The organism is Marinactinospora endophytica (assembly GCF_054780875.1).
Genome location: NZ_BAAGVM010000002.1, coordinates 1 through 19069, shown reverse-complemented (window position 1 = coordinate 19069; position 19069 = coordinate 1). Strand labels below are relative to the sequence as shown.

The window sequence follows — 19069 nt, the reverse complement described above, 5'->3', positions numbered from 1 at the left end:
CTTGGCTTATTCGACACGGCTCGGCTTTGTCCGACACGGGCAACGACGAGCGGAGGCGTCAGCCAGCGCCAACCCAGCCGGAGCACGACAGGGGCTAAAGAGCACTTCCATGTCCGACCTGACCCTCATGTTGATCAAGCTCGCGTTCCTCGCGGTGCTGTGGCTGTTCGTGATCATGGCGGTCGGAGTGATCCGCACCGACTTGTTCGGTCCTGCCACGGGCAAGGCGAAGCGGGCCCAGAAGTCAGAGCCGCGCAGGTCCAAACCGGTCTCGCGCGGCCGTCGCAACGAACCTCGCGCGCTGGTCGTCACCAAGGGACCGCTGGCCGGCACCACCCTCAACCTCTCCGCCTCTCAGCCCATCGTCATCGGCCGGGCCAAGGACGCGACACTGGTCATCAACGACGACTACGCTTCGGGCAGGCACGCGCGGATCTACTCCGACAACGGCCGCTGGATCGTCGAGGACCTCGGCTCGACGAACGGTACGTACATCGGCCAGCAGCGGCTGACCCGGCCCCAGCCGATCGGTGTCGGGCAGCCTGTCCGCATCGGCAAAACCGTCCTGGAACTGCGCAAATGACAATCGCTCTCCGATACGCGGCGTACTCCGACGTTGGGTGCCTCCGCGAAGGCAACGAAGACTCCGCCTACGCCGGCCCCTACCTCCTCGCGGTCGCCGACGGTATGGGCGGACACGCCGGCGGCGAGATCGCCAGCGCAGTCGCGATCTCGACCCTCATGCCCCTCGACGACGACGTCCCCGGCAACGAGATGGTCCAGTCCCTCGCCCAGGCCGTGGAGCGGGCCAACATGCTGCTCGCCCAACGGGTCTCCGAGGACCCCCGCCTCGAGAACATGGGGACCACGCTCACCGCGATGCTGTGGTCCGGCGCCCGCGCCGCGTTGATCCACGTCGGCGACTCCCGCGCCTACCTGCTGCGCGACGGCGAACTCAGCCAGATCACCCACGACCACACGCTCGTCCAGACCCTCGTCGACGAGGGCAAGATCAGCGAGGACGAGGTCGCCACCCACCCCCAACGCTCCCTCCTCCTGCGCGCCATCCAGGGCCAGACCAACGTCGACCCCGACATCTCGGTCCGCGAGGCCAAGGTCGGCGACCGCTACCTGTTGTGCTCGGACGGCCTGTCCGGCGTCGTCAGCAAGGAGACGCTCCAGGAGACGTTGCTGTCGGAGCCCAACGTCGACGCCGCGGCACGCCGCCTCATCGACCTCGCCAACCGGGGCGGGGGGCCCGACAACATCACCGCGGTCGTGGCCGACGTCATCGACACCGCCACCGACCCCCACGGCCCCACCTCCGTCCCGGCGTTGGTCGGTGCCGCCGACCAACGCCGCGAGCCGTTGATGACCCCCGACACCCCGGCCGGACGGGCCCAGGGGCTCACCCGGGGCAGCGGCGACACCGCCGAGATGGACCGCGTCCCCGCGATCGAGCCGGTCGACGAGCCCGGCCCCCAGCCGCGTACCCGCCGCTGGTGGCCCATGGTCGTGACGTTCCTGGTCATCGTCGCGCTGGTGGCCGGTGCCGGGTTCTACTTCGGCCAGCGCTACCTCAACAGCCAGTACTTCATCGGTCCGGCCGACAACGGGACCAACGTCGCGGTGTTCCGCGGCATCAACACCGACATCGCCGGCTACGACCTCGCCGAGCAGGTCGAGGACACCGGCGTCCCGCTGGAGATGCTGCCCGAGAACGAGCGCAACGCCGTCGAGGCGGCCATAGCGGTCGGCAGCCTGGACGAGGCCCGTTCACGGGTCGAGGAGCTGCGCGGTAAGGCCGCCACCTGCCAGGCCGACCCCGAATCCTGTGGTATGGAGGCCCCCGCGGGCGCCGCACCCACGGAGCCCGCCTCCTCCCCGCAGGACCGCACCGCCGGCGTCTCCGGCGAGGAGGACGCCCTCCCCGACACCACCTCCGGTGTCGGGGACGTCGAGGATTCCGTGGGAGGGCGGCAATGAGCGAAGGACTGTCCACCGCGCTGCCTCCGGTCAAACGGCGCAACGCCGAACTGGTGATGGTGCTCTTCGCGATCGCCATCACGCTGTTCGCGATGATCGAGGCGGGACTGACCCGCAACCAGGAGATGCCGCCGAGCCTGTTCGTCTACGGACTGCTGTTCGGTGGCCTCGCCGTGCTCGCGCACGTGTTCATCCGCTTCTTCGCGCCCTACGCCGACCCACTGCTGCTGCCCCTCGCCGTGCTCCTCAACGGTCTGGGCATCGCCATGCTGTGGCGGCTCTTCGAGGCCACCGGTGACACCGAGCGCGGCAGCGCGATGGACCAGTTGATCCTCACCGCGGGCAGCCTCGTCGTCTTCGCCGTCATCGTCTTCTTCCTCAAAGAGCCCCGCACGTTGCAGCGCTACCCCTACGTGACCGCGCTCAGCGCCGTCGTCCTGCTGCTGCTGCCGCTGATCCCGGGCCTGGGCCAGACCGTCAACGGCGCCCGGCAGTGGATCAACCTGGGGGTCACCTCGCTCCAGCCGTCGGAGTTCGCCAAGATCTCGCTGGTCATCTTCCTGTCCGGGTACATGGTGATGAAGCGTGACGTGCTGTCGCTGGCCAGCAAGCGCGTCAAGATCGGCCCCGTGAAGATCATCGACCTGCCCCGCATGCGCGACACCGCCCCCATGGCGGTCATGTGGGGGTTCTGCATCCTCGTGCTGGTCGGTCTGATGAACGACCTCGGCACGTCGCTGCTCCTGTTCGGCACCTTCCTGGCGATGATCTACGTCGCGACCCAGCGCTCGTCGTGGATCGTCATCGGTCTCGGCGCGTTCTTCGGCGCCTGCGCCCTGCTCTACCCGTTCGTGTACCACTTCTCGGTGCGCGTCGACACCTGGATCAACGCGTTCGACGAGGACGTCTTCTACGGTGAGCTCGGCGCCAACAGCCAGCAGCTCGTCCAGGGGCTGTTCGCCCTGGGCGAGGGCGGCATCCTGGGCACCGGCCTGGGCGGCGGAAAGCCGGGCAACGTCCCCGAGGTCCAAAACGACTTCATCTTCACCGCCTTCGGCGAGGAGCTCGGGCTCACCGGTGTCATGGTGATGCTGCTGGCCCTGGCCCTCCTCGTCGAGCGCGGCATGCGCATCGCGCTGGCCTCGCGCGAGCTGTTCGTCAAGATGTTCGCCTCGGGCATCTCGTTCCTGCTCGCCTTCCAGAGCTTCGTCGTCATCGGCGGTGTCACCCGCGTCATCCCGATGACGGGTGCCACCATCCCCTTCGTCGCCAAGGGCGGTTCGGCGCTCCTGTCGAGCTGGATCATGCTCGCGCTGCTGGTCCGCATGAGCCACAACGCGCGCAAACCGGCCCCGCAGGCCATTCAGGACGAGGGTGCGACCCAGGTGATCTCCCGATGAACAAACCGATCCGCAGACTCGCGGTCTTCACGATGGCGCTGTTCGGCGTCCTGCTGCTCAACGTCACCTGGATCCAGGCGGTCCAGGCCGAATGGCTGCGCGAACACCCCTACAACTCCCGCCAGTACACCGAGCAGCTCACCATCGCCCGGGGCCCGATCGTCGCCGGCAACGAGCAGATCGCCTACTCCGAGCCGATCCAGGACAGCGACCGCTACCAGCGCGTCTACGAGCACCCCGAGCTGTACGCCCACCCCGTCGGGGTGTTCCGCAGCGGCAGCGCCAACGGCATCGAGCAGACCGAGAACTCGTTCCTGGACGGCTCCGACAGCCGGCTGTTCGTCCGCAACTTCCTCGACATGCTCACCGGTGAGGAGAGCAAGGGCGCCACGGTCAACCTGACGCTCGACCCCAAGGCCCAGCAGGCCGCCCTCGAAGCGTTCCAGTCCATCGCGCCGGACAAGAAGGGCGCGGCCGTCGCGCTCGACCCGCAGACCGGTGCGGTCCTCGCCTCGGTGTCACTGCCCACCTACGACGCCAACAGCGTCGCCAGCGTCGAGAACCCCGGCGACGCCGCCGACCAGTGGGTGGCCTACGAGAACGACCCGAACCAGCCGCTGCTCAACCGGGCGTTCAACGAGCGCTACCCCCCGGGTTCCACGTTCAAGATCGTGACCGCCGCCGCGGCCCTGGAGAACGGCGCATCCCCCGACTCCACGATGGACGCGCCGGACCAGCTCCAGATCGGCGGCGCCTCGCTGCCCAACGCGACCCCGGGCGGCACCTGCAACGGCGGCTCCCCCGACACGCTGGCGCACTCGATCATGATCTCCTGCAACACCTCCATGGCCAACTGGGCCAAGTCGCTGGGCGCCGACACGATGGCCGCGCAGGCCGAGGCGTTCGGGTTCAACAGCGGCACGATGGAGGTGCCGGTCGATGTGGCCGAGAGCCTGTACCCCGCCGACATCGACGAGAACTTCCTCGCGATGTCGGGCATCGGGCAGGGCAACGTCGAGGCCACCCCGCTCCAGATGGCCATGGTCGCCGCCGGTGTTGCCAATGGCGGTGACGTCATGAAGCCCTACCTCGTAGAGTCGGTCCAGGGGCCCGATCTCTCCGAGATCACCGCGGCCACCCCCGAGGTCTACAGTGAGGCCGTCAGCTCCCAGACCGCGGAGGAGCTGACCCAGATGATGATCGGCGTGACCGAAGGCGCCGAGGGCAGCGGCCCCAGCGGCGCCATCCCCGGCATCCAGGTCGCCGGAAAGACCGGTACGGCCGAGACCGGTGACGGGGACACCCACAACTGGTTCATCTCCTTCGCCCCGGCGAACGACCCCCAGGTCGCCGTGGCCGTCGTGGTCGAGCGAGGCAACAGCAGCGGTAACACGCTCGCCGCGCCCATCGCGAAGGAGATCATGGAGGCAGTGATCAACGAGTGAGCGGTAATGACGCGACCGGCCGGGGCAACGACGGCTCCGGCGACCGCACCGGTACGCTCCTCAGCGGCCGTTACCGGCTGGAGGAGCGTATCGGCGCGGGCGGGATGGGCGAGGTGTGGCGGGCGACCGACACCCTGCTCAGCCGTCCCGTCGCGGTGAAGATGCTGCACGCGGCGCAGACCGCCGAGCCGACCGCGCGTGAGCGCTTCCGCACCGAGGCGCGGATCACCGCCGCGCTGTCGCACCCCGGGATCGCCCAGGTCTACGACTACGGCGAGCAGGACGACACCGCGTTCCTCGTCATGGAGCTGGTCCCGGGCGAGCCCCTGTCGTCGATCCTCAAGCGCAACGACGAGGGCCTGGACGCCGGGGTCACGCTGGACGTGCTGAACCAGGCGGCCCAGGCGCTCGGCGCCGCCCACGCGCGCGGCGTCGTCCATCGCGACATCAAGCCCGGCAACCTGCTGGTCACCGAGGACGGCACGGTCAAGCTGACCGACTTCGGCATCGCCCGGGGCAACGAGTCGGTGACGCTGACCCAGACCGGCATGGTCATGGGAACCGCCCAGTACATCTCGCCCGAGCAGGCGTCGGGCAGCCCGGCGACACCGTTCTCCGACATCTACTCGCTCGGCGTGGTCGCCTACGAGTGCCTGGCCGGCCGTCCGCCGTTCACCGCCGACACCCCGCTGGCGCTGGCGCTGGCGCACACCCGCGAGGAGCCGCCGCCGCTCCCCGGGCATGTCCCGGGGTCGGTGCGCGCGCTCGTGGAGCGGATGCTGGAGAAGTCCCCCGAGGACCGTCCCGCCTCCGCCGCCGAGATCGCCCAGCAGGCCCAGCAGTTGCGCGGCGGTCTCGGACCGGCCGCGGGCGGCGCCACGACGGCCATGGACCTCGCCGACCTCGACCACACGATGGTGGCCGATCTCTCACCTCACGCGGGCGATCCCGCGACCCGGCCCTCCGGAGCGGTTTCCGCGCCCCTTCCGACCGGCGCCACCGGGCCGGCGCAGGCGTGGCCCCCGAGTGGGGCCGCCCCCTCGGATAGGCTTACCGGAACGGCCGGGCCGGGACGCGCTGCTCGTCACTCCGGTAACCGACCGGTCCTGCTCGCCGCGGCCGCCGCGCTCGCCGCGGTCGTGATCGGCGTCATACTGATCGCGCAGTTCTGGGACAGTCCGGGAGAGAACTCCCGGTCCACCGGCGGTAACCGGCCGGCTGTCTCACCGACCCCCAGTCCCACCCCCCAGGAGTCCGTCGACGACGGACTGGTGCTGCCCGGCGACACCGGCGGCACCGAGCCCGACACGGGCTACGGCGACCAGGGGCCTGCCGTGCCGCAACAGCCCACGACAGGTTCCTCGGCCACGCCGTCGGCGCCCGCCACCCCCGATCCCGCGACGACCGGCGATCCGGTGGATCCCGTCCCGGAAGACCCGGGCGACGGCGGCCAAGGGGAGAACCCCCTGCCCGGCGGCGATGGTGGCGCCGGGGAGGGCACCGGGGACGGTGCCGGCAACGGGACGGGAACGGAACAGGACACGGGGGACGAGAGAGGCAATCCGCCCGCCACTGATTAGGTGATGTGCGACATCCGGCGTCACCGTCGAGATACGAGGAATAGTTCACGACATGTCTCAGCCACGGCTACTCGGTGGCCGCTACGAACTCGACGGAGTCGTCGGGCGCGGTGGCATGGCCGAGGTTTACCGCGCTCGCGACCTCCGACTTGACCGCTTGGTGGCCGTCAAGACCCTGCGTTCCGATCTGGCGCGCGACCACACATTCCAGGCTCGGTTCCGGCGCGAGGCGCAGTCCGCGGCTTCCTTGAACCACCCCTCGATCATCGCGGTGTACGACACCGGCGAGGACATGATCGACGGCGTGTCCATCCCCTACATCATCATGGAGTTCGTCGATGGGCGGACTCTCAAGGAGCTCCTCGACGACGACCGCCGGCTGCTCCCGGAGCGGACCCTGGAGCTGACCGACGGCATCCTGCGCGCGCTGGAGTACAGCCACCGCAACGGGATCGTGCACCGCGACATCAAGCCGGCCAACGTCATGCTGACCCGCCAGGCCGAGGTCAAGGTGATGGACTTCGGCATCGCGCGGGCGATGAACGACTCCCAGGCCACGATGACCCAGACCTCACAGGTCATCGGAACCGCGCAGTACCTGTCGCCGGAGCAGGCGCGAGGCGAGCGGGTGGACGCCCGCAGCGACATCTACTCGACCGGGTGCGTGCTCTACGAGCTGCTGACCGGACGGCCGCCGTTCACCGGCGACTCCCCGGTGTCCATCGCCTACCAGCACGTCCGCGAACACCCGGTACCCCCGTCCGAACTCGACCCGGAGATCCCCGAGTGGATCGAGGCGATCGTCTTCAAGGCGATGGCCAAGGACCGCGAGGAGCGCTACCAGAGCGCCGGCGAGATGCGCGCCGACATCCAGCGCGGTCTCCAGGGCATGCCGACCGAGGCCGGGACCATGGCGATGGCCCCCGCCGGTTCGACGACGATGCTGCCCCCGGTCCAGCAGGAGCGGCGCGACGACTACGACGACTACGACGACGGCTACGACGACCACCGCGGCCGCGGTGACGACCGCACCAAGAAGGTCATGTGGGTGGTCCTGGCCCTCGCCGTGCTCGGTGCGATCGGTTTCCTCGGCTGGATGCTGATGCGCGGCGGCGCCGAGGGGATCACGATCCCCGACGTCGCCGGAAGCTCGCCCGAGGAGGCCCGGCAGACGCTGGAGGGCGAGGGGTTCACCAACATCGACGAGGAGGAACGCCCCGACGACGAGGTCGAGGAGGGGCAGGTCATCGGGACCGATCCGGGCCAGGGCCAGTCGGTGTCCGAGGACACGGCCATCACGATCCTCGTCTCCTCCGGACCCGGCACGATCGAGGTGCCCGACGTGTCGGGACAGTCCGAGGCCGACGCGATGCAGCAGCTTCAGGAGGAGGGGTTCCAGATCGGCCCCATCAGCCGCGAGGCGTCGGACTCCGTCGCCCAGGGCCAGGTCGTCAGCACCGATCCCCAGGCCGGCTCGGCGGTGGAACCCGGAACGTCCGTCAGCATCGTCGTCTCGACCGGTCCCAGCACGGTCGAAGTGCCCGACCTGGCCAACATGAACCGGGAGCAGGCGCAGAGCAAGCTCAGCGAGGTCGGGTTGTCCGCGAACTTCCGCGAGGAGGAGAACGGCGACGTCGCGCCGGGCACGGTTTTGAGCCAGGACCCGGCTCCGGGGGAGCGGGTCGAGCCGGGGGGTTCGGTCACCGTGACGGTCGCCAAGGCCCCGGCCCAGCAGTCACCGGACCCCGGACCCTCCGACGACGAGGGGAACGAGGGCGAAGATGATGGACCGGGCGGTGGACCGCATGGTTCGCCTCCGCCCGGATGGCCCGAGGAGATGCCGTGGCCTCCCGGCGCCGGGAACATGAGCTGGCGCGACTAGGCCGCCGCTTCCTCGGCGCCGGTTCAGGGGCACCGCCTTCGGGCGGTGCCCCTTTCCGCTGCTCAGGAGAGCTCGCGTGGGAAGGTCGGTCCGGTCTCCGCGGGCTCTTGGAGGGGCGTAGACTGTGTTATCCGTCGATCAGTCCGGCCCTTTCGTTTTTGGAGCAGCGACCGTGCCCAAATCCCGCAACGATCGCAAGAAGAAGGCCGCCTACACTCCGCCGCCGTCGGCCGAGAAGCCGAAGGTCTCTCCGCGATGGCTGGTACCGGCGATGGTGGCCTTCGGGCTCTTGGGCATCCTGTGGATCGCGGTCTACTACATCGCCGGCGAGTCCGTGCCCTACATGCGGGACCTCGGAAACTGGAACCTGGCCATCGGGTTCAGCGGCATCATCATCGCCGTCATCTTGTCCACACGCTGGCACTAGCAGGATCCCGGCAGCTCAGCCAGGCGCCCCTGGCTTTTATCCACAGCGAGAACGCGACTATCCACAGAGTTATCCACACCCTGTGGGTAGTCTTTTCGCCATGTCCGGGGAAAGAGAACGACGGACGCGGACGGCCGGGGGCGGGGTCCGCGCGGACCCCGCCCCCGGCCGTCTTCCGGATCAGCCCGTGAGGACGATGGACGCCCCGACCGCGACCGCGGCCAGCAGCAGCGCGTAGCCCGCGGTCACCCCCGCGTGGACGACCGTGCGGGAACGTGTCCCCGCCGGGGCGTGTCGCGGGAGGTAGGCGTAGACCGCCCCGAGAACCAGGCCGCTCACCAACCCGCCGATGTGCGCCGTCCACGAGATGGCCGGCACCAGGAACGTGATCAGCAGGTTCACCGCGAGCAGGCCGAGGATGAACCGGGTGTCCAGACGCAGCCGGCGCCCGATCAGCAGGACCGCGCCGAACAGGCCGAAGATCGCCCCCGAGGCGCCCACGGACACCTGTCCCGGGTCGGCGACGAGGGTGAGCATCGAGCCGCCGATGGCGCTGAGCACCCACAGGGCGAGGAAACGCCAGTGCCCCAGCCAGCTCTCCAGCTGCGGGCCGAGCACGTACATCGCGAACCCGTTGAACAGCAGGTGCATGATGCTGCCGTGCAGCAACGCCGAGGTCAACAGCCGGTACCACTGGTCGTGGTACAGCACGCCGCCGCCCCACATGGCGAACTGGGCCGTGACGGGCGACCAGCCGCCCTGCCGGACCACCTGCTGTAGCAGGAAGCCCAGGACCATCAGGCCGATCAGCGCCCAGGTCACGTAGGGCCGGGCGGTCACCCGGCCGCCGAACGTGGTGCGCGCCTCTCGCACACTCCTGTTGCCCTCGGCGACGCATTCGACGCAGTGGAAGCCCACCGACGCCTCGCGCATGCAGTCGGGGCAGATCGGCCGCTCACACCGTGTACAGCGGACATAGGTCTCCCGATCAGGGTGCCGGAAGCACGTCGGAACGGCGTGCTCCTGCGCCCCCGAGGGAGAAGGGGGCGGAGAGGCGCTCATCTCCTCCCGCCTACTTACGCTCGATGGTGACGGACTGGATGACGACGTCGTTCTCAGGCCGGTCCATCTGGTCCGTGGCGACCTGCGCGATCTCGTCGACGACGTTACGGCCTTCGACGACCTCGCCGAAGATCGTGTGCTTGTTGGTGAGCCATTCGGTCGCGCCGACCGTGATGAAGAACTGCGAGCCGTTGGTGTTGGGCCCCGCGTTCGCCATCGCCAGCAGGTAGGGACGGTTGAACTTCAGGGACGGGGCGAACTCGTCCTTGAACTTGTAGCCGGGGCCGCCACGGCCGTTGCCGAGCGGGTCGCCGCCCTGGATCATGAACCCCTTGATGACACGGTGGAAGATCGTGCCGTCGTACAGCTTGGCGTTGCTCGGCTTGCCGGTGCGGGGATCGACCCACTGCTTCGTGCCCTCGGCGAGCTCCACGAAGTTCTTCACCGTCTCGGGAGCCTCCTGGGCGAACAACTTCAGGACGATGTCGCCGTGGTTGGTGCTCATCCGAGCGAAGAGCTGACCTTGTGCGTCGGACACCTGGGTGCCTTTCCGTTGTGTGTGGCTTACCCGTCCCACGTTACCCGTCCGCTCCGGTCCGACTGCGGGACGGAGGAAAAGCGCGAACCGATCGAGGTGTGTCACAGCGTGAGCTATCAGACATCCACGGCATAGGTTGAGCTGACACGCTCCTGTCGGCCACGCGGGGCCGCGCCCGGCCGACACCCGTGCATAGCCCGGATCCGAACGGGAAGGGGCGATACAGCATCCTGATACAGAGGAGGTCGACGTGCCGATCACGTTGAAACGCCGTAAGGGCAACTTCGAAACCGAGGCGGCCCTGGCCCGCCTCCAGGAGATCGCTCGTGAGCGGGCCGAACGACTCGGTCCCTACGCCGACCAGGCCCGCGACACCGCGCTCCTGCGCATCAACCAGGCGCGCGGCTGGACCGCCCCCCGGCTGGAGACCGCCGCCCAGCGCGTCGAGGACACCGTCGCGCCGCGGGTCGCCGGCCTCCTGTCCGCCGCCGCCCACAAGGTCGAGCCGGTCGCGGTCCGCAAGCGGCGCTTCCCCCGTTCCCTCCTGATCGTCGGCACCGGCGCGGTCGCCGCCGTCCTGGCCTACGGGGTGCTGCGCGCCCGGCAGGCGTCGCAGGACGCCGAGTGGCAGGAGAACCTCAACCACGCCCGCGACCAGGTCCGCGAGACCAAGGAGCGGCTCGCCGCCAAGGCCCAGGAGACCTCGGCCAAGCTCAAGGGCTCGGCGGAGGAGGTCGCGGCGGAGACGAAGAAGGCCAAGGAGACCGCCGCGCAGGGCTCGAAGGAGTCCAAGGACATCGCCGCCCAGGGCGCGAAGGAATCCAAGCAGGAGCTGAACGGTCGCGTCACCGCCGACAAGACCAAGTGACCTCCCCGGACGCGAGAACGGCCCCACGGTGACACCGCGGGGCCGTTCTCGTACGTTTCGGGGCGGGGCTAGGAGTTCTTCCCGCGCGATCCGTTCTTGACGATGCGCCAGACGAACGGATAGCGCCAGTTGTACCCGAGGGCGGCGGCCACGCCCGCCAGCAGCGGCAGGAACACCCAGCCGAGCACCATGAACAGGTAGACGAAGACCGGCAGGATGAGGATCCACAGGACCGACATCAGGAGCGAGGCGATGAAGAAGTTGAGCTGGTAGTTCAGCGCCTCGAGCACCTGCCGGCGCAGGAACGGCGAAGCGTCGTTCTTGATCAGCAGGACCAGCAGCGGACCGAGGCACAGGGTGAAGTAGCCCGACACGTGCGCGCCGAGCGCCCAGACGCGGTCCTCGCGGCTCGCCTCGTCCTCGGTGGCCTGCCAGGGCGGCGCCGGGGCGGCGGCCGGCCCGTGTTGCGCCGGGGTGAGGTCCTGGAGCAGGGGGACCAGGTCGGCGCGGACCTTCGCGTTCATGGCGAGGTCGAGCCGCTGGTCGAACTCCGTCTCGTCGAGCTGCCCATCGGCGAAGGCGTCTTTGAGGCGGTCGGCCACCGCGTCGCGGTCGGCGTGGGTGACCCTCAACTGGTCGGCCGGGACCGGGGTGGAACGGGACCGGTCCGGATGCCACGGGCCGTTGGAAGAGGGGTGGGGAGTATTCGGGTTGTACACAGCCACCTTCACTCCTTGCCGTGTCGCCTATGGCAGCCCGCGCGGAGACGCCCGCTCGTACTTCCATCATGCGTCATCGCCCGCCACACGGACACGGGAACGACCCTGATATCGACCCTGAGATTTCCATGGTGTCCCAGGTGGAAGACTTCAGCAGGTGAAACGCTCCGGTCCTCCTCGAGGTTCCCGATCCCCAGTGGAACCCGGTGGGGACCGACGCGATCGGCCGCGTGACCGCGCCGCCTGACCGCTCCACCGATGGAACCCGCGGTTGGGCCTCGCCGGGACACCCTGATCACCGGTGGGGACCGACGTCGGGGGCGACCGGTGGGAGGGTGGCCGACCGCGTCCCCTCCCCGCGCTGCCCGCGTGGCGGCCGGGAGGGCACCGCCGGGGACACGGCCCGCCACGGCCTCGAAGGGCGGGAGCCAGGCGACGGCGGACCGCGGTCCCGTCACGAACGGTGGGCCGGCGCCGGCCCGGCAACGGGACCGCGGTCGCAGGGGAGCACGGCCTCGCGGTGGCCGTCCGGAGCCACGCCGCCGGCCGGCCGCCGGCGCGGTCATCTCTTCCACGGGGACGGCGAGGCCCCCGGCCCGCTCCGACATCTCCCCTCGTCGGCCGGGGCCGGCGTCCACGACGACGTAGCACTCCGCGCCCCTGCGGCGGCCACCCGCATCAACGGATAGTCCGGTCGCGCGCCGCGTCCCGTCCAGTGGTCGGGGCCGTCGGCGATCCGGCCGGGGCGTGGGGAGGGACCGCCCCCTCCCCTCGTCCGCCGCCTACCGGAGCGCTGAACCGCTCCTGACGGACCTCCGGGACCGAGGCCACAGCGGATGTCCGGCGTCCCCGTGACGGACCGGGTGGCGCGGAGCTGTCGCCGTCGTTCCACACAGGCGGTGCGGACGGCGGGTCGTGGAGCGGGATGGACCTGGCCGCAGGGCGCGACCGTGCCCTTGGCGGACGCCCGTTCCCCGATCCCCAGGATGCGCGGGGCCACCAGATGCCCGCGGACCGACCGACCCGAGTCTGGAAACGGCACACGCGCCCCCACGCCGAGGAGGGGGGACCTTCCCGGACGACTGGCCGAGCGGCGCCGTCCTGGGCCGGCCGGATCGGCGGTCCCACGAGCCGAGCGGTGCGGACGCCTCGGGTTCGGGGAACACGCCGCGGCGTCCGGGCGGTGCGCCCCTCTCTCCAGTGGGCCGGAGGGCGAACCCGTCGGCACGCCGGCCCGCCCGCGCCCAGGGAAGCCTCGCCGGAGGGGCCGCGTGTCGTTCGGCGGCATGCGCGTTAACGCGCATCGGCCGCCCCGGTCGAGGACCCGGACGGCCGATGCGGTTCGTTCCGTCTACGAGAACCCTGGTGGAGCCAAGGGGAGTCGAACCCCTGACCTCCGGTATGCAAAACCGGCGCTCTGCCAGCTGAGCTATGGCCCCTCTACGAGATCGCGGCCCCGCCCGTTCAGGCGACACGGCCGACGAGGAAGAGCATACCGTCCCCGACGACGCACGTGTTCCCCGGCCTGGGAGGGTGCCGGAAGGACCCGAGCGCGCGCGTCGAGGCGTCTCGGGCAAAGAGACAGCCACTGACACGTACGAGACGTGCCGTGGCCTGTCGTCTCGGTGGAGCCTAGTTCTCGCTGGCCGCCGTGGCTTCCGTCCACAGGTCGAGCTCGGCGCGGTCGGCCTGGATCTTGCGGTAGACGGCGAACGCCCCGAGGGCCACCAGCACCAGGGCGATGATCTTCTTCACGGTGAGGACCCCTTACTTCCTTACGCGGATGATGGATGAGTTCTGGACGCTCGGTTCCAGCTGGACGGAACCCGGCCGATGGTCCGGCCCGGCCACGCTCTCCGCCCTGCCGGCCGGAAGGCGTCAGAAGAGAACTTTATGGGTTTGTCCCCAAGCAGACTAGCAACCCGTTGCACTTCTTCCTCGGCCCCTCGGACGTTCACGTCCCGGGACACGCGGGGGAGGGGCACTGATCCCTCCCAGAGACACGCCGCACCACCTATTGTGGCCCGCCGGAACCGGGATCGGGCACGTCGCTCCCATACGGCCCCGGATCACCGGGAGCGTTCCGAACCGGGCGGTTCCTCCGGAGGGGGATCATCGGGGAGGAACCGAACCGGACGGCCACCCGAGACGGACGGGACACTCGGTGTGGAGCGGCCGAAGCCGGACAGGGATCACCCGGACCGCTTCTCAGAAGAGCAGGGCCAGCCGTTTGAGGGTGACCAGCGTCGCCGAGAGGCCCAGCGCGGCACCGGTCAGCCGCTCCCACACCTCCGCGCACCGTCCGACCGACGTCCGCTCCTCCACGATCGCACCCCCGTGCGTCGCCTCGACGAAGGCCAGGGCGCCCTCGTCCTCGTCGAATTCCAGAATCGTGAACGGTCCCGCGGCACCGGCGTGGGGACCCACCGAGGTGGGCAACAGCTGTAACCGCGTCCGCCCGCCCCACTCCGCCGCCTCGATGAGCCTGCTCAACTGGGCCCGCAGGATCTCGGGCTCGCCCTCCAGCCTCCGTAGCGCGTCCTCCTCGATCAAGGCGTGGTAGCGCTCCAGGCCGGCGCGCCGAAGAACCTCCTGGCGTTTGAGGAAGGCCGCGACCGTCCGCTCCACCCCGCGCTCGTCGTGTCCCTGCGAGCGGGCGAGCAGCGCGGTGTAGCCGGGGACCTGGAGCAGGTCGGGAACGAGCAGGCCCGCGTAGGTGCTGATCCGCACCGCTCCGGACTCGTTGCCGACGTAGGCCGATGAGACGACGTCCTCATAGTCGCTCCACCAGGGACGCGACCGGGAGTCGTGGACCATGGAGAGGATCGCGTCCCGCTGGCCGGCGTCGACCTCGTAGAGCCGCAGGAGCGCGGCCACCTCGACCACCGTCGGCGGCTCCCCCACCCCCGTCTCGATCCGCTCGATCCTGAGGGCCGGCCATCCGAGCGCGGCCGCGGCCTGGCCGTGGGAGAGCCCGGCCAGCTCACGTCTTCTGCGCAGTTCCAGGGAGAGGTGGTGGCGACGGATGATGGGACTGGTCATGGCATTTCCGTACGCGCTGGGTGCCGGGGGCGTTACTTCAGGGAAGCATCCCGGTCGAACGACGGCAATAATCCGGGAGGAAACGGTCAGATGTCCGTCCCGGCCGAGCCGTCCGCGTCCCCTCCGGAAGCGCCGGACGGTGCTCCGGTGGCCTGGCCTAAGGAGTGCGTCAGCTGGTACGGGGGAGAGAGCGACGGGGGTGGGGGAATCGACGGAAACGACGCGACCAAAAGGCCGTTCCCGCGGCGCCTGGCCGACACGGTCGAGGCGGTGGCCGTCTTCTGCGCCGTGTACGCCGCCACCGCCGTCGGAGGCCCCCTTGTCGCCGCCCCCGCCCGCGCCGTGCTGGGGGACCAGGCCGGCGCCGCCTGGACGGTCGGGCACGAGGTCCCGCGGTCGCTCGCCCACCTGGGCGGTCTGGCGACCGCGGTCCTCCTGCTCGGCGTCTACCTCCGGTGGCGCACCCGCGGCCGACTCTCCGACATCGCGCTGGACGCCCCGCTCCCGTGGAGGTCGGCGGGCCGAGGACTGCTGGTCGGACTCCTCCTGGGCGCCGGCACGCTCGCCCTCGCGCCCTCCGGCCCCGGCGGGGTCGGTCCCACGCGGGTCGTGGCGCTCGGCGTCCTGGTGCTGGCCGGTCTGCTGGCCCGCGGAACCGCGGAGGAGCTGATGGCCCGGGGCTGGCTGCTGCACGCGCTCGCCCGTTCCCTTCCGCTTCCCCTCGCGATCGCGCTCCAGGCCCTGCTGTCGGCGTTCGCGCTCGTCCTTCTGGGGGAGGTGCGGGCGGTCGCGGGCCTGGTGGCGGCCTTCGGCTTCGGCGTGTTCGCCGCCCTCTACGTCGTGTGGGACCGGACGCTGTGGGGGGTGTGCGCGCTCCACGGCGCGTTCGCGTTCACCGCGGGCCCGTTGGCCGCGGCGTTCGGCCGGGCGGCCGACGCACCGGTGGCGGCTCTGCCGCCGGTGCTCGTGGGGATCGTCCTCCTGACGGCGGCCCTGCGTCGCCGGGGCGGACTTCCCCGGTGACGCTCCACGCCTGCGGGGCGCTCCGCGTGCGGGTGGAGGGGTCGCGCCCTCCTAGTGCAGCAGTTTCAGGCCGACGATGCCGGAGACGATCAGGACCAGGCACAGGATCTTGGCGACGCTGACCGCTTCGCCCAGCCACACCATCCCGACGAGGGCCGTTCCCACCGCGCCGATTCCCACCCAGATCGCATATCCCGTCCCCACGGGGATGGAGCGGAGCGCGAAGGCCAACCCCGCCATGCTCAGGGTCAGCGTGACCAGGAAGAGCAGACTCGGCCCCAACCGGGAGAACCCTTTCGACGCCGACAACGCGGTCGCCCACGCGGTCTCCATGAGTCCGGACAGGACAAGTACCACCCAGGCCATGTTCTCCTCCATTCGGGTTCCGCGCCGTCTTGTCGTGACCGGGTACGACGCACCTCGTCCGGGGAAGACATGTTGTACTCCCGTCCATATTCTGCCAGCGGCTCCCGGAGATCCCGCCGCTCGGAATGTTCGCCACCCCGGCCTCTCCGCGGAATCGGAGTCGCCCACTCCACATAGCGCGTAGCATGCAGGAGGAAACGCCGGGCCGTCACATCCCGCGCGCGAACATAGGAAAGTGATGAACTACCCCATCGACGACGCCGAGGAACTGATCGCCAACGCGGAGGAGGAGTTTCCGCCCGCGATGCGGTCACGCTTGATCGCGAAGCTCCGCATGGGGATGCACATCGACGACGCGGCCCGCGATCTCGGCCTGACCTCGCAACGGGTTTTCGCCGCCGCTCGCATCCTCAGCGCATTCGGCGACCAGCTGGACGCGACACTCACCGACCAGCGCGACCCGAGTATCCCGCACGGCACGGTCACCGGTTACAACCGGCGGTGCCGGTGCCCACGGTGCAGGGCGGCTCTGAACCAGCGCATCTGACTCGGCGTGGGCGGCCCCCACCTCGGAGAACGGCAGGCCAGGCCGGCCCAGCACGGATGAAACAGCGAAGAAACCCGAATTTCACTCGGGATTCGTGCTCGTTTAGCGGCGTTTCAGGCTTATTGATCTTGTAGCCGGGGAAATCGCTCAACATGAACGAGCGTGTGGACTGGGCCGCGATGAGCGACGAGGAGTTCATGGCGCTGGTGCGCCAATTGATGGAGGCTCCCGTGGGAGCCGACTCCGAGGAGGACTAGCCCCCCTCCCGACACACGGCCGATCCATCCGGCCGCACCGACACGGCCACGCCATGCTCCCCACCCGAGGACACGGGGAGAAACGTGACCGTCCGGCGTCCACGCCGGGGCACACCACCCAGCAGCTCCGGCGCGCGCCCCGGCCGGGCCTCGAGCCCGCCCCCTCCTTCCTTCCCATGCCCTCCGTCCCCGAGGACTCCGCCACGTCCTCACGTCCCAGCGCACCCCGCGCCTCCTTGTCGACTCGACTCCCTGTCGACCCGAGGACCGCCCGGCCAGGTCCTCGGGGGAGGGGCCTCTCCGCTCACTCCGGCTTGATGTCACGAGTTATGGACATGTCGACATGGCAGCAGATCCCTTTGAAGCCTTGCCGACCTGCACAGATGCGGAGTCTCCAGTTTCGGTCCGGACGAAATCGCGAGTTATCGATGTGTCGCTTTGTCGACATTTCACCGGCCGGGTTCGTTCCTTGAGCGGAGAGAGGAGCGGCCTGCGCGGCGTCGCCGTCCCTGGTGCCGGATGAATTCCACGGCTCCGGCGACCCACCGGCCGCCGGAGCCGTGGTTTGCCCACCGGCCGCCAGGGCAGTCGGCAGGGACGAAGGGGGCGTCATGGGCAGAGGCAACGCGATCAGGCGCAGTGATCCCGCGGCCCCGGGGATCATCCGGCGGCGCTGCGGACGCGGCTTCCGGTATCTCGATCCATCCGGTCGTCCCCTCCGCGACGAGAAGGAGCTCAACCGCATCCGCTCCCTGGCCATCCCCCCGGCCTGGAAGGACGTGTGGATCTCGCCCGACCCCGCCGGACACATCCAGGCGCTCGGGACCGACGACGCCGGCCGACGCCAGTACCTGTACCACGAGGAGTGGCGCGCCCAGAGGGATCGCAGGAAGTACGACCGGGTCCTGGAGTTCTCCGAGGAACTTCCCAAGATCCGGGCCAGGGCGGAGGAGAACCTGCGAACACGCGGGTTCTCGCGTGACCGGGTTCTGAGCGCCGCGCTGCGCCTGATCGACCTCGGCTTCTTCCGCTCCGGCGGCGAGGACTACGCGGAGAACAACGAGAGCTACGGGCTCGCCACCCTCCTCCGGGAACACGTGACCTGCTCGCGCGGCCGGGTGGTGTTCGACTATCCCGCGAAGAGCGGCAAGCAGCGCGAGGTCGAGCTCCGTGAACCCGAGGTCTGCCGGCTCGTCCGCTCGCTCAAACGACGCGAGGGCGGGGGAGACGACCTTCTCGCGTACCGGACCCGTAACGGATGGCACGACGTCACGAGCGACGACATCAACGGCTACCTGCGCGAGATCACCGGCGGAAGGTACACCGCGAAGGACTTCCGCACCTGGCACGCGACCGTACTCGCCGCGGTCGGCCTCGCCGTCTCGGTGAAGGCCCCGTCCAGTGGGACAGGGGAGACCCGAGCGGAGGCACGGGTCGTCCAGGAGGTCGCCGAGTACCTGGGGAACACGCCCGCCGTGGCCCGGGCCTCCTACATCGATCCCCGGGTCTTCGAGCTCTACGAACGCGGTGTCACGATCGCTTCCTCCATCGGCTCCATCGCCGCCGAAGCCGAGTACGGCGAACTGTCGACGCAGGGGGAGATCGAGGAAGCCGTCCGGAAAATGCTACGAAACGCGTGACCCACCCACCACCACAAAAAAAGGGGGGTTCCCGGAACGGGAACCCCCCCACACACACGGGAGACCGAACCCCCCACACGGAGGATCCGGCCTCAACCGAAAAGATGCCCGGCGGCGACCTACTCTCCCACCCCAACACGGAGGCAGTACCATCGGCGCAGGGAGGCTTAACGACCGGGTTCGGAATGGGACCGGGTGTTTCCCTCCCGCCATCACCGCCGTAACCCTCACCCCAACCCCCACACAGGGGCGGGAAAACCAAGAGCCACAACAACAACGCGGCAAAA

17 protein-coding genes, 1 tRNA gene, 1 rRNA gene and 1 riboswitch are annotated in these 19069 nt (G+C 69.7%); of the genes, 11 read left to right on the top strand and 8 right to left on the bottom strand.

Annotated features, from left to right (window positions below):
* The first annotated feature begins 109 nt into the window (after positions 1 to 109).
* The 7 genes from ACYVHU_RS03880 to ACYVHU_RS03850 all read left to right on the top strand — a co-directional run bounded on the left by ACYVHU_RS03880 (position 110) and on the right by ACYVHU_RS03850 (position 8720).
* Entirely contained in the window at positions 110 to 583 is a 474-nt protein-coding gene (locus ACYVHU_RS03880; protein WP_078763630.1) for an FHA domain-containing protein FhaB/FipA, read from the top strand.
* Entirely contained in the window at positions 580 to 1986 is a 1407-nt protein-coding gene (locus ACYVHU_RS03875) for a Stp1/IreP family PP2C-type Ser/Thr phosphatase (protein WP_078763631.1), read from the top strand. The genes ACYVHU_RS03880 and ACYVHU_RS03875 overlap by 4 nt, the downstream gene beginning before the upstream one ends.
* Positions 1983 to 3386: an FtsW/RodA/SpoVE family cell cycle protein gene (locus ACYVHU_RS03870; RefSeq protein ID WP_078763632.1), complete on the top strand. Its 1404-nt coding sequence runs from the start codon at positions 1983 to 1985 to the stop codon at positions 3384 to 3386. Before ACYVHU_RS03875 ends, ACYVHU_RS03870 begins: the two co-directional genes overlap by 4 nt.
* Complete coding sequence (locus ACYVHU_RS03865) at positions 3383 to 4831, top strand: peptidoglycan D,D-transpeptidase FtsI family protein (RefSeq protein ID WP_078763633.1); 1449 nt, start codon at positions 3383 to 3385, stop codon at positions 4829 to 4831. The genes ACYVHU_RS03870 and ACYVHU_RS03865 overlap by 4 nt, the downstream gene beginning before the upstream one ends.
* Positions 4828 to 6411, top strand: coding sequence for a serine/threonine-protein kinase (locus ACYVHU_RS03860; protein ID WP_078763634.1), 1584 nt, complete (start codon positions 4828 to 4830; stop codon positions 6409 to 6411). The genes ACYVHU_RS03865 and ACYVHU_RS03860 overlap by 4 nt, the downstream gene beginning before the upstream one ends.
* A gap of 52 nt (positions 6412 to 6463) precedes the next feature.
* The gene (pknB, locus tag ACYVHU_RS03855) at positions 6464 to 8293 is read left to right on the top strand and encodes a Stk1 family PASTA domain-containing Ser/Thr kinase (protein WP_078763635.1); all 1830 of its coding nucleotides are present in this window, start codon (positions 6464 to 6466) and stop codon (positions 8291 to 8293) included.
* 172 nt (positions 8294 to 8465) lie between these two features.
* Positions 8466 to 8720 (top strand): cell division protein CrgA, encoded by a 255-nt coding sequence (locus ACYVHU_RS03850; RefSeq protein ID WP_078763636.1) that lies wholly within the window; start codon positions 8466 to 8468, stop codon positions 8718 to 8720.
* Between the two features lie 180 nt (positions 8721 to 8900).
* Here ACYVHU_RS03850 and ACYVHU_RS03845 read toward each other — a convergent pair whose 3' ends face one another.
* Positions 8901 to 9782 carry a rhomboid family intramembrane serine protease gene (locus tag ACYVHU_RS03845; protein WP_078763637.1) on the bottom strand — a complete coding sequence of 294 codons (882 nt, stop codon included), beginning with the start codon at positions 9780 to 9782 and terminating at the stop codon, positions 8901 to 8903.
* A 10-nt stretch (positions 9783 to 9792) separates the two neighbouring features.
* A complete protein-coding gene (locus ACYVHU_RS03840; protein ID WP_078763638.1) occupies positions 9793 to 10320 on the bottom strand; it encodes a peptidylprolyl isomerase in 528 nt (175 codons plus the stop codon).
* Positions 10321 to 10570: 250 nt separating this feature from the next.
* Between ACYVHU_RS03840 and ACYVHU_RS03835 the strand changes: the two genes are divergently transcribed.
* Positions 10571 to 11188 carry a hypothetical protein gene (locus tag ACYVHU_RS03835; RefSeq protein ID WP_078763639.1) on the top strand — a complete coding sequence of 206 codons (618 nt, stop codon included), beginning with the start codon at positions 10571 to 10573 and terminating at the stop codon, positions 11186 to 11188.
* Positions 11189 to 11256: 68 nt separating this feature from the next.
* On the opposite strand, the gene ACYVHU_RS03830 is transcribed toward ACYVHU_RS03835, so the two are convergent.
* From ACYVHU_RS03830 to ACYVHU_RS03815, 4 genes are all read right to left on the bottom strand, one after another.
* A complete protein-coding gene (locus ACYVHU_RS03830; RefSeq protein ID WP_235001146.1) occupies positions 11257 to 11913 on the bottom strand; it encodes a DUF1707 and DUF4870 domain-containing protein in 657 nt (218 codons plus the stop codon).
* A gap of 1357 nt (positions 11914 to 13270) precedes the next feature.
* Positions 13271 to 13346: transfer RNA gene (locus tag ACYVHU_RS03825), tRNA-Ala, on the bottom strand.
* 193 nt (positions 13347 to 13539) lie between these two features.
* Positions 13540 to 13662, bottom strand: a complete 123-nt coding sequence (locus ACYVHU_RS03820) for a DLW-39 family protein (RefSeq protein WP_235001147.1) — start codon at positions 13660 to 13662, stop codon at positions 13540 to 13542.
* A gap of 453 nt (positions 13663 to 14115) precedes the next feature.
* Positions 14116 to 14949 carry a helix-turn-helix domain-containing protein gene (locus ACYVHU_RS03815; RefSeq protein ID WP_498947530.1) on the bottom strand — a complete coding sequence of 278 codons (834 nt, stop codon included), beginning with the start codon at positions 14947 to 14949 and terminating at the stop codon, positions 14116 to 14118.
* 147 nt (positions 14950 to 15096) lie between these two features.
* Here ACYVHU_RS03815 and ACYVHU_RS03810 point away from each other — a divergent pair, with 147 nt between their 5' ends.
* Positions 15097 to 15972, top strand: coding sequence for a CPBP family intramembrane glutamic endopeptidase (locus ACYVHU_RS03810; RefSeq protein ID WP_498947528.1), 876 nt, complete (start codon positions 15097 to 15099; stop codon positions 15970 to 15972).
* 51 nt (positions 15973 to 16023) lie between these two features.
* Here the strand turns inward: ACYVHU_RS03810 and ACYVHU_RS03805 are convergent, their stop codons facing one another.
* A complete protein-coding gene (locus ACYVHU_RS03805) occupies positions 16024 to 16338 on the bottom strand; it encodes a DMT family transporter (protein ID WP_078763658.1) in 315 nt (104 codons plus the stop codon).
* Between the two features lie 18 nt (positions 16339 to 16356).
* Positions 16357 to 16422, bottom strand: a riboswitch (guanidine-III (ykkC-III) riboswitch).
* A gap of 154 nt (positions 16423 to 16576) precedes the next feature.
* Between ACYVHU_RS03805 and ACYVHU_RS03800 the strand changes: the two genes are divergently transcribed.
* The gene (locus tag ACYVHU_RS03800) at positions 16577 to 16885 is read left to right on the top strand and encodes a hypothetical protein (RefSeq protein ID WP_078763643.1); all 309 of its coding nucleotides are present in this window, start codon (positions 16577 to 16579) and stop codon (positions 16883 to 16885) included.
* An 868-nt stretch (positions 16886 to 17753) separates the two neighbouring features.
* Complete coding sequence (locus ACYVHU_RS03795; RefSeq protein WP_498947526.1) at positions 17754 to 18782, top strand: DNA topoisomerase IB; 1029 nt, start codon at positions 17754 to 17756, stop codon at positions 18780 to 18782.
* A 106-nt stretch (positions 18783 to 18888) separates the two neighbouring features.
* Here ACYVHU_RS03795 and rrf read toward each other — a convergent pair.
* Positions 18889 to 19005, bottom strand: a 5S ribosomal RNA gene (rrf, locus tag ACYVHU_RS03790).
* Positions 19006 to 19069 lie beyond the last annotated feature (64 nt).

Excerpts from the sequence above, each read along its gene's own strand:
- ACYVHU_RS03805 (WP_078763658.1), bottom strand. The coding sequence starts at position 16,338 with ATGGCCTGGGTGGTACTTGTCCTGTCCGGACTCATGGAGACCGCGTGG.
- ACYVHU_RS03870 (WP_078763632.1), top strand. The coding sequence starts at position 1,983 with ATGAGCGAAGGACTGTCCACCGCGCTGCCTCCGGTCAAACGGCGCAAC.
- ACYVHU_RS03795 (WP_498947526.1), top strand. The coding sequence starts at position 17,754 with ATGGGCAGAGGCAACGCGATCAGGCGCAGTGATCCCGCGGCCCCGGGG.
- ACYVHU_RS03845 (WP_078763637.1), bottom strand. The coding sequence starts at position 9,782 with ATGAGCGCCTCTCCGCCCCCTTCTCCCTCGGGGGCGCAGGAGCACGCC.
- pknB (WP_078763635.1), top strand. The coding sequence starts at position 6,464 with ATGTCTCAGCCACGGCTACTCGGTGGCCGCTACGAACTCGACGGAGTC.
- ACYVHU_RS03800 (WP_078763643.1), top strand. The coding sequence starts at position 16,577 with ATGAACTACCCCATCGACGACGCCGAGGAACTGATCGCCAACGCGGAG.
- ACYVHU_RS03875 (WP_078763631.1), top strand. The coding sequence starts at position 580 with ATGACAATCGCTCTCCGATACGCGGCGTACTCCGACGTTGGGTGCCTC.
- ACYVHU_RS03880 (WP_078763630.1), top strand. The coding sequence starts at position 110 with ATGTCCGACCTGACCCTCATGTTGATCAAGCTCGCGTTCCTCGCGGTG.
- ACYVHU_RS03865 (WP_078763633.1), top strand. The coding sequence starts at position 3,383 with ATGAACAAACCGATCCGCAGACTCGCGGTCTTCACGATGGCGCTGTTC.
- ACYVHU_RS03815 (WP_498947530.1), bottom strand. The coding sequence starts at position 14,949 with ATGACCAGTCCCATCATCCGTCGCCACCACCTCTCCCTGGAACTGCGC.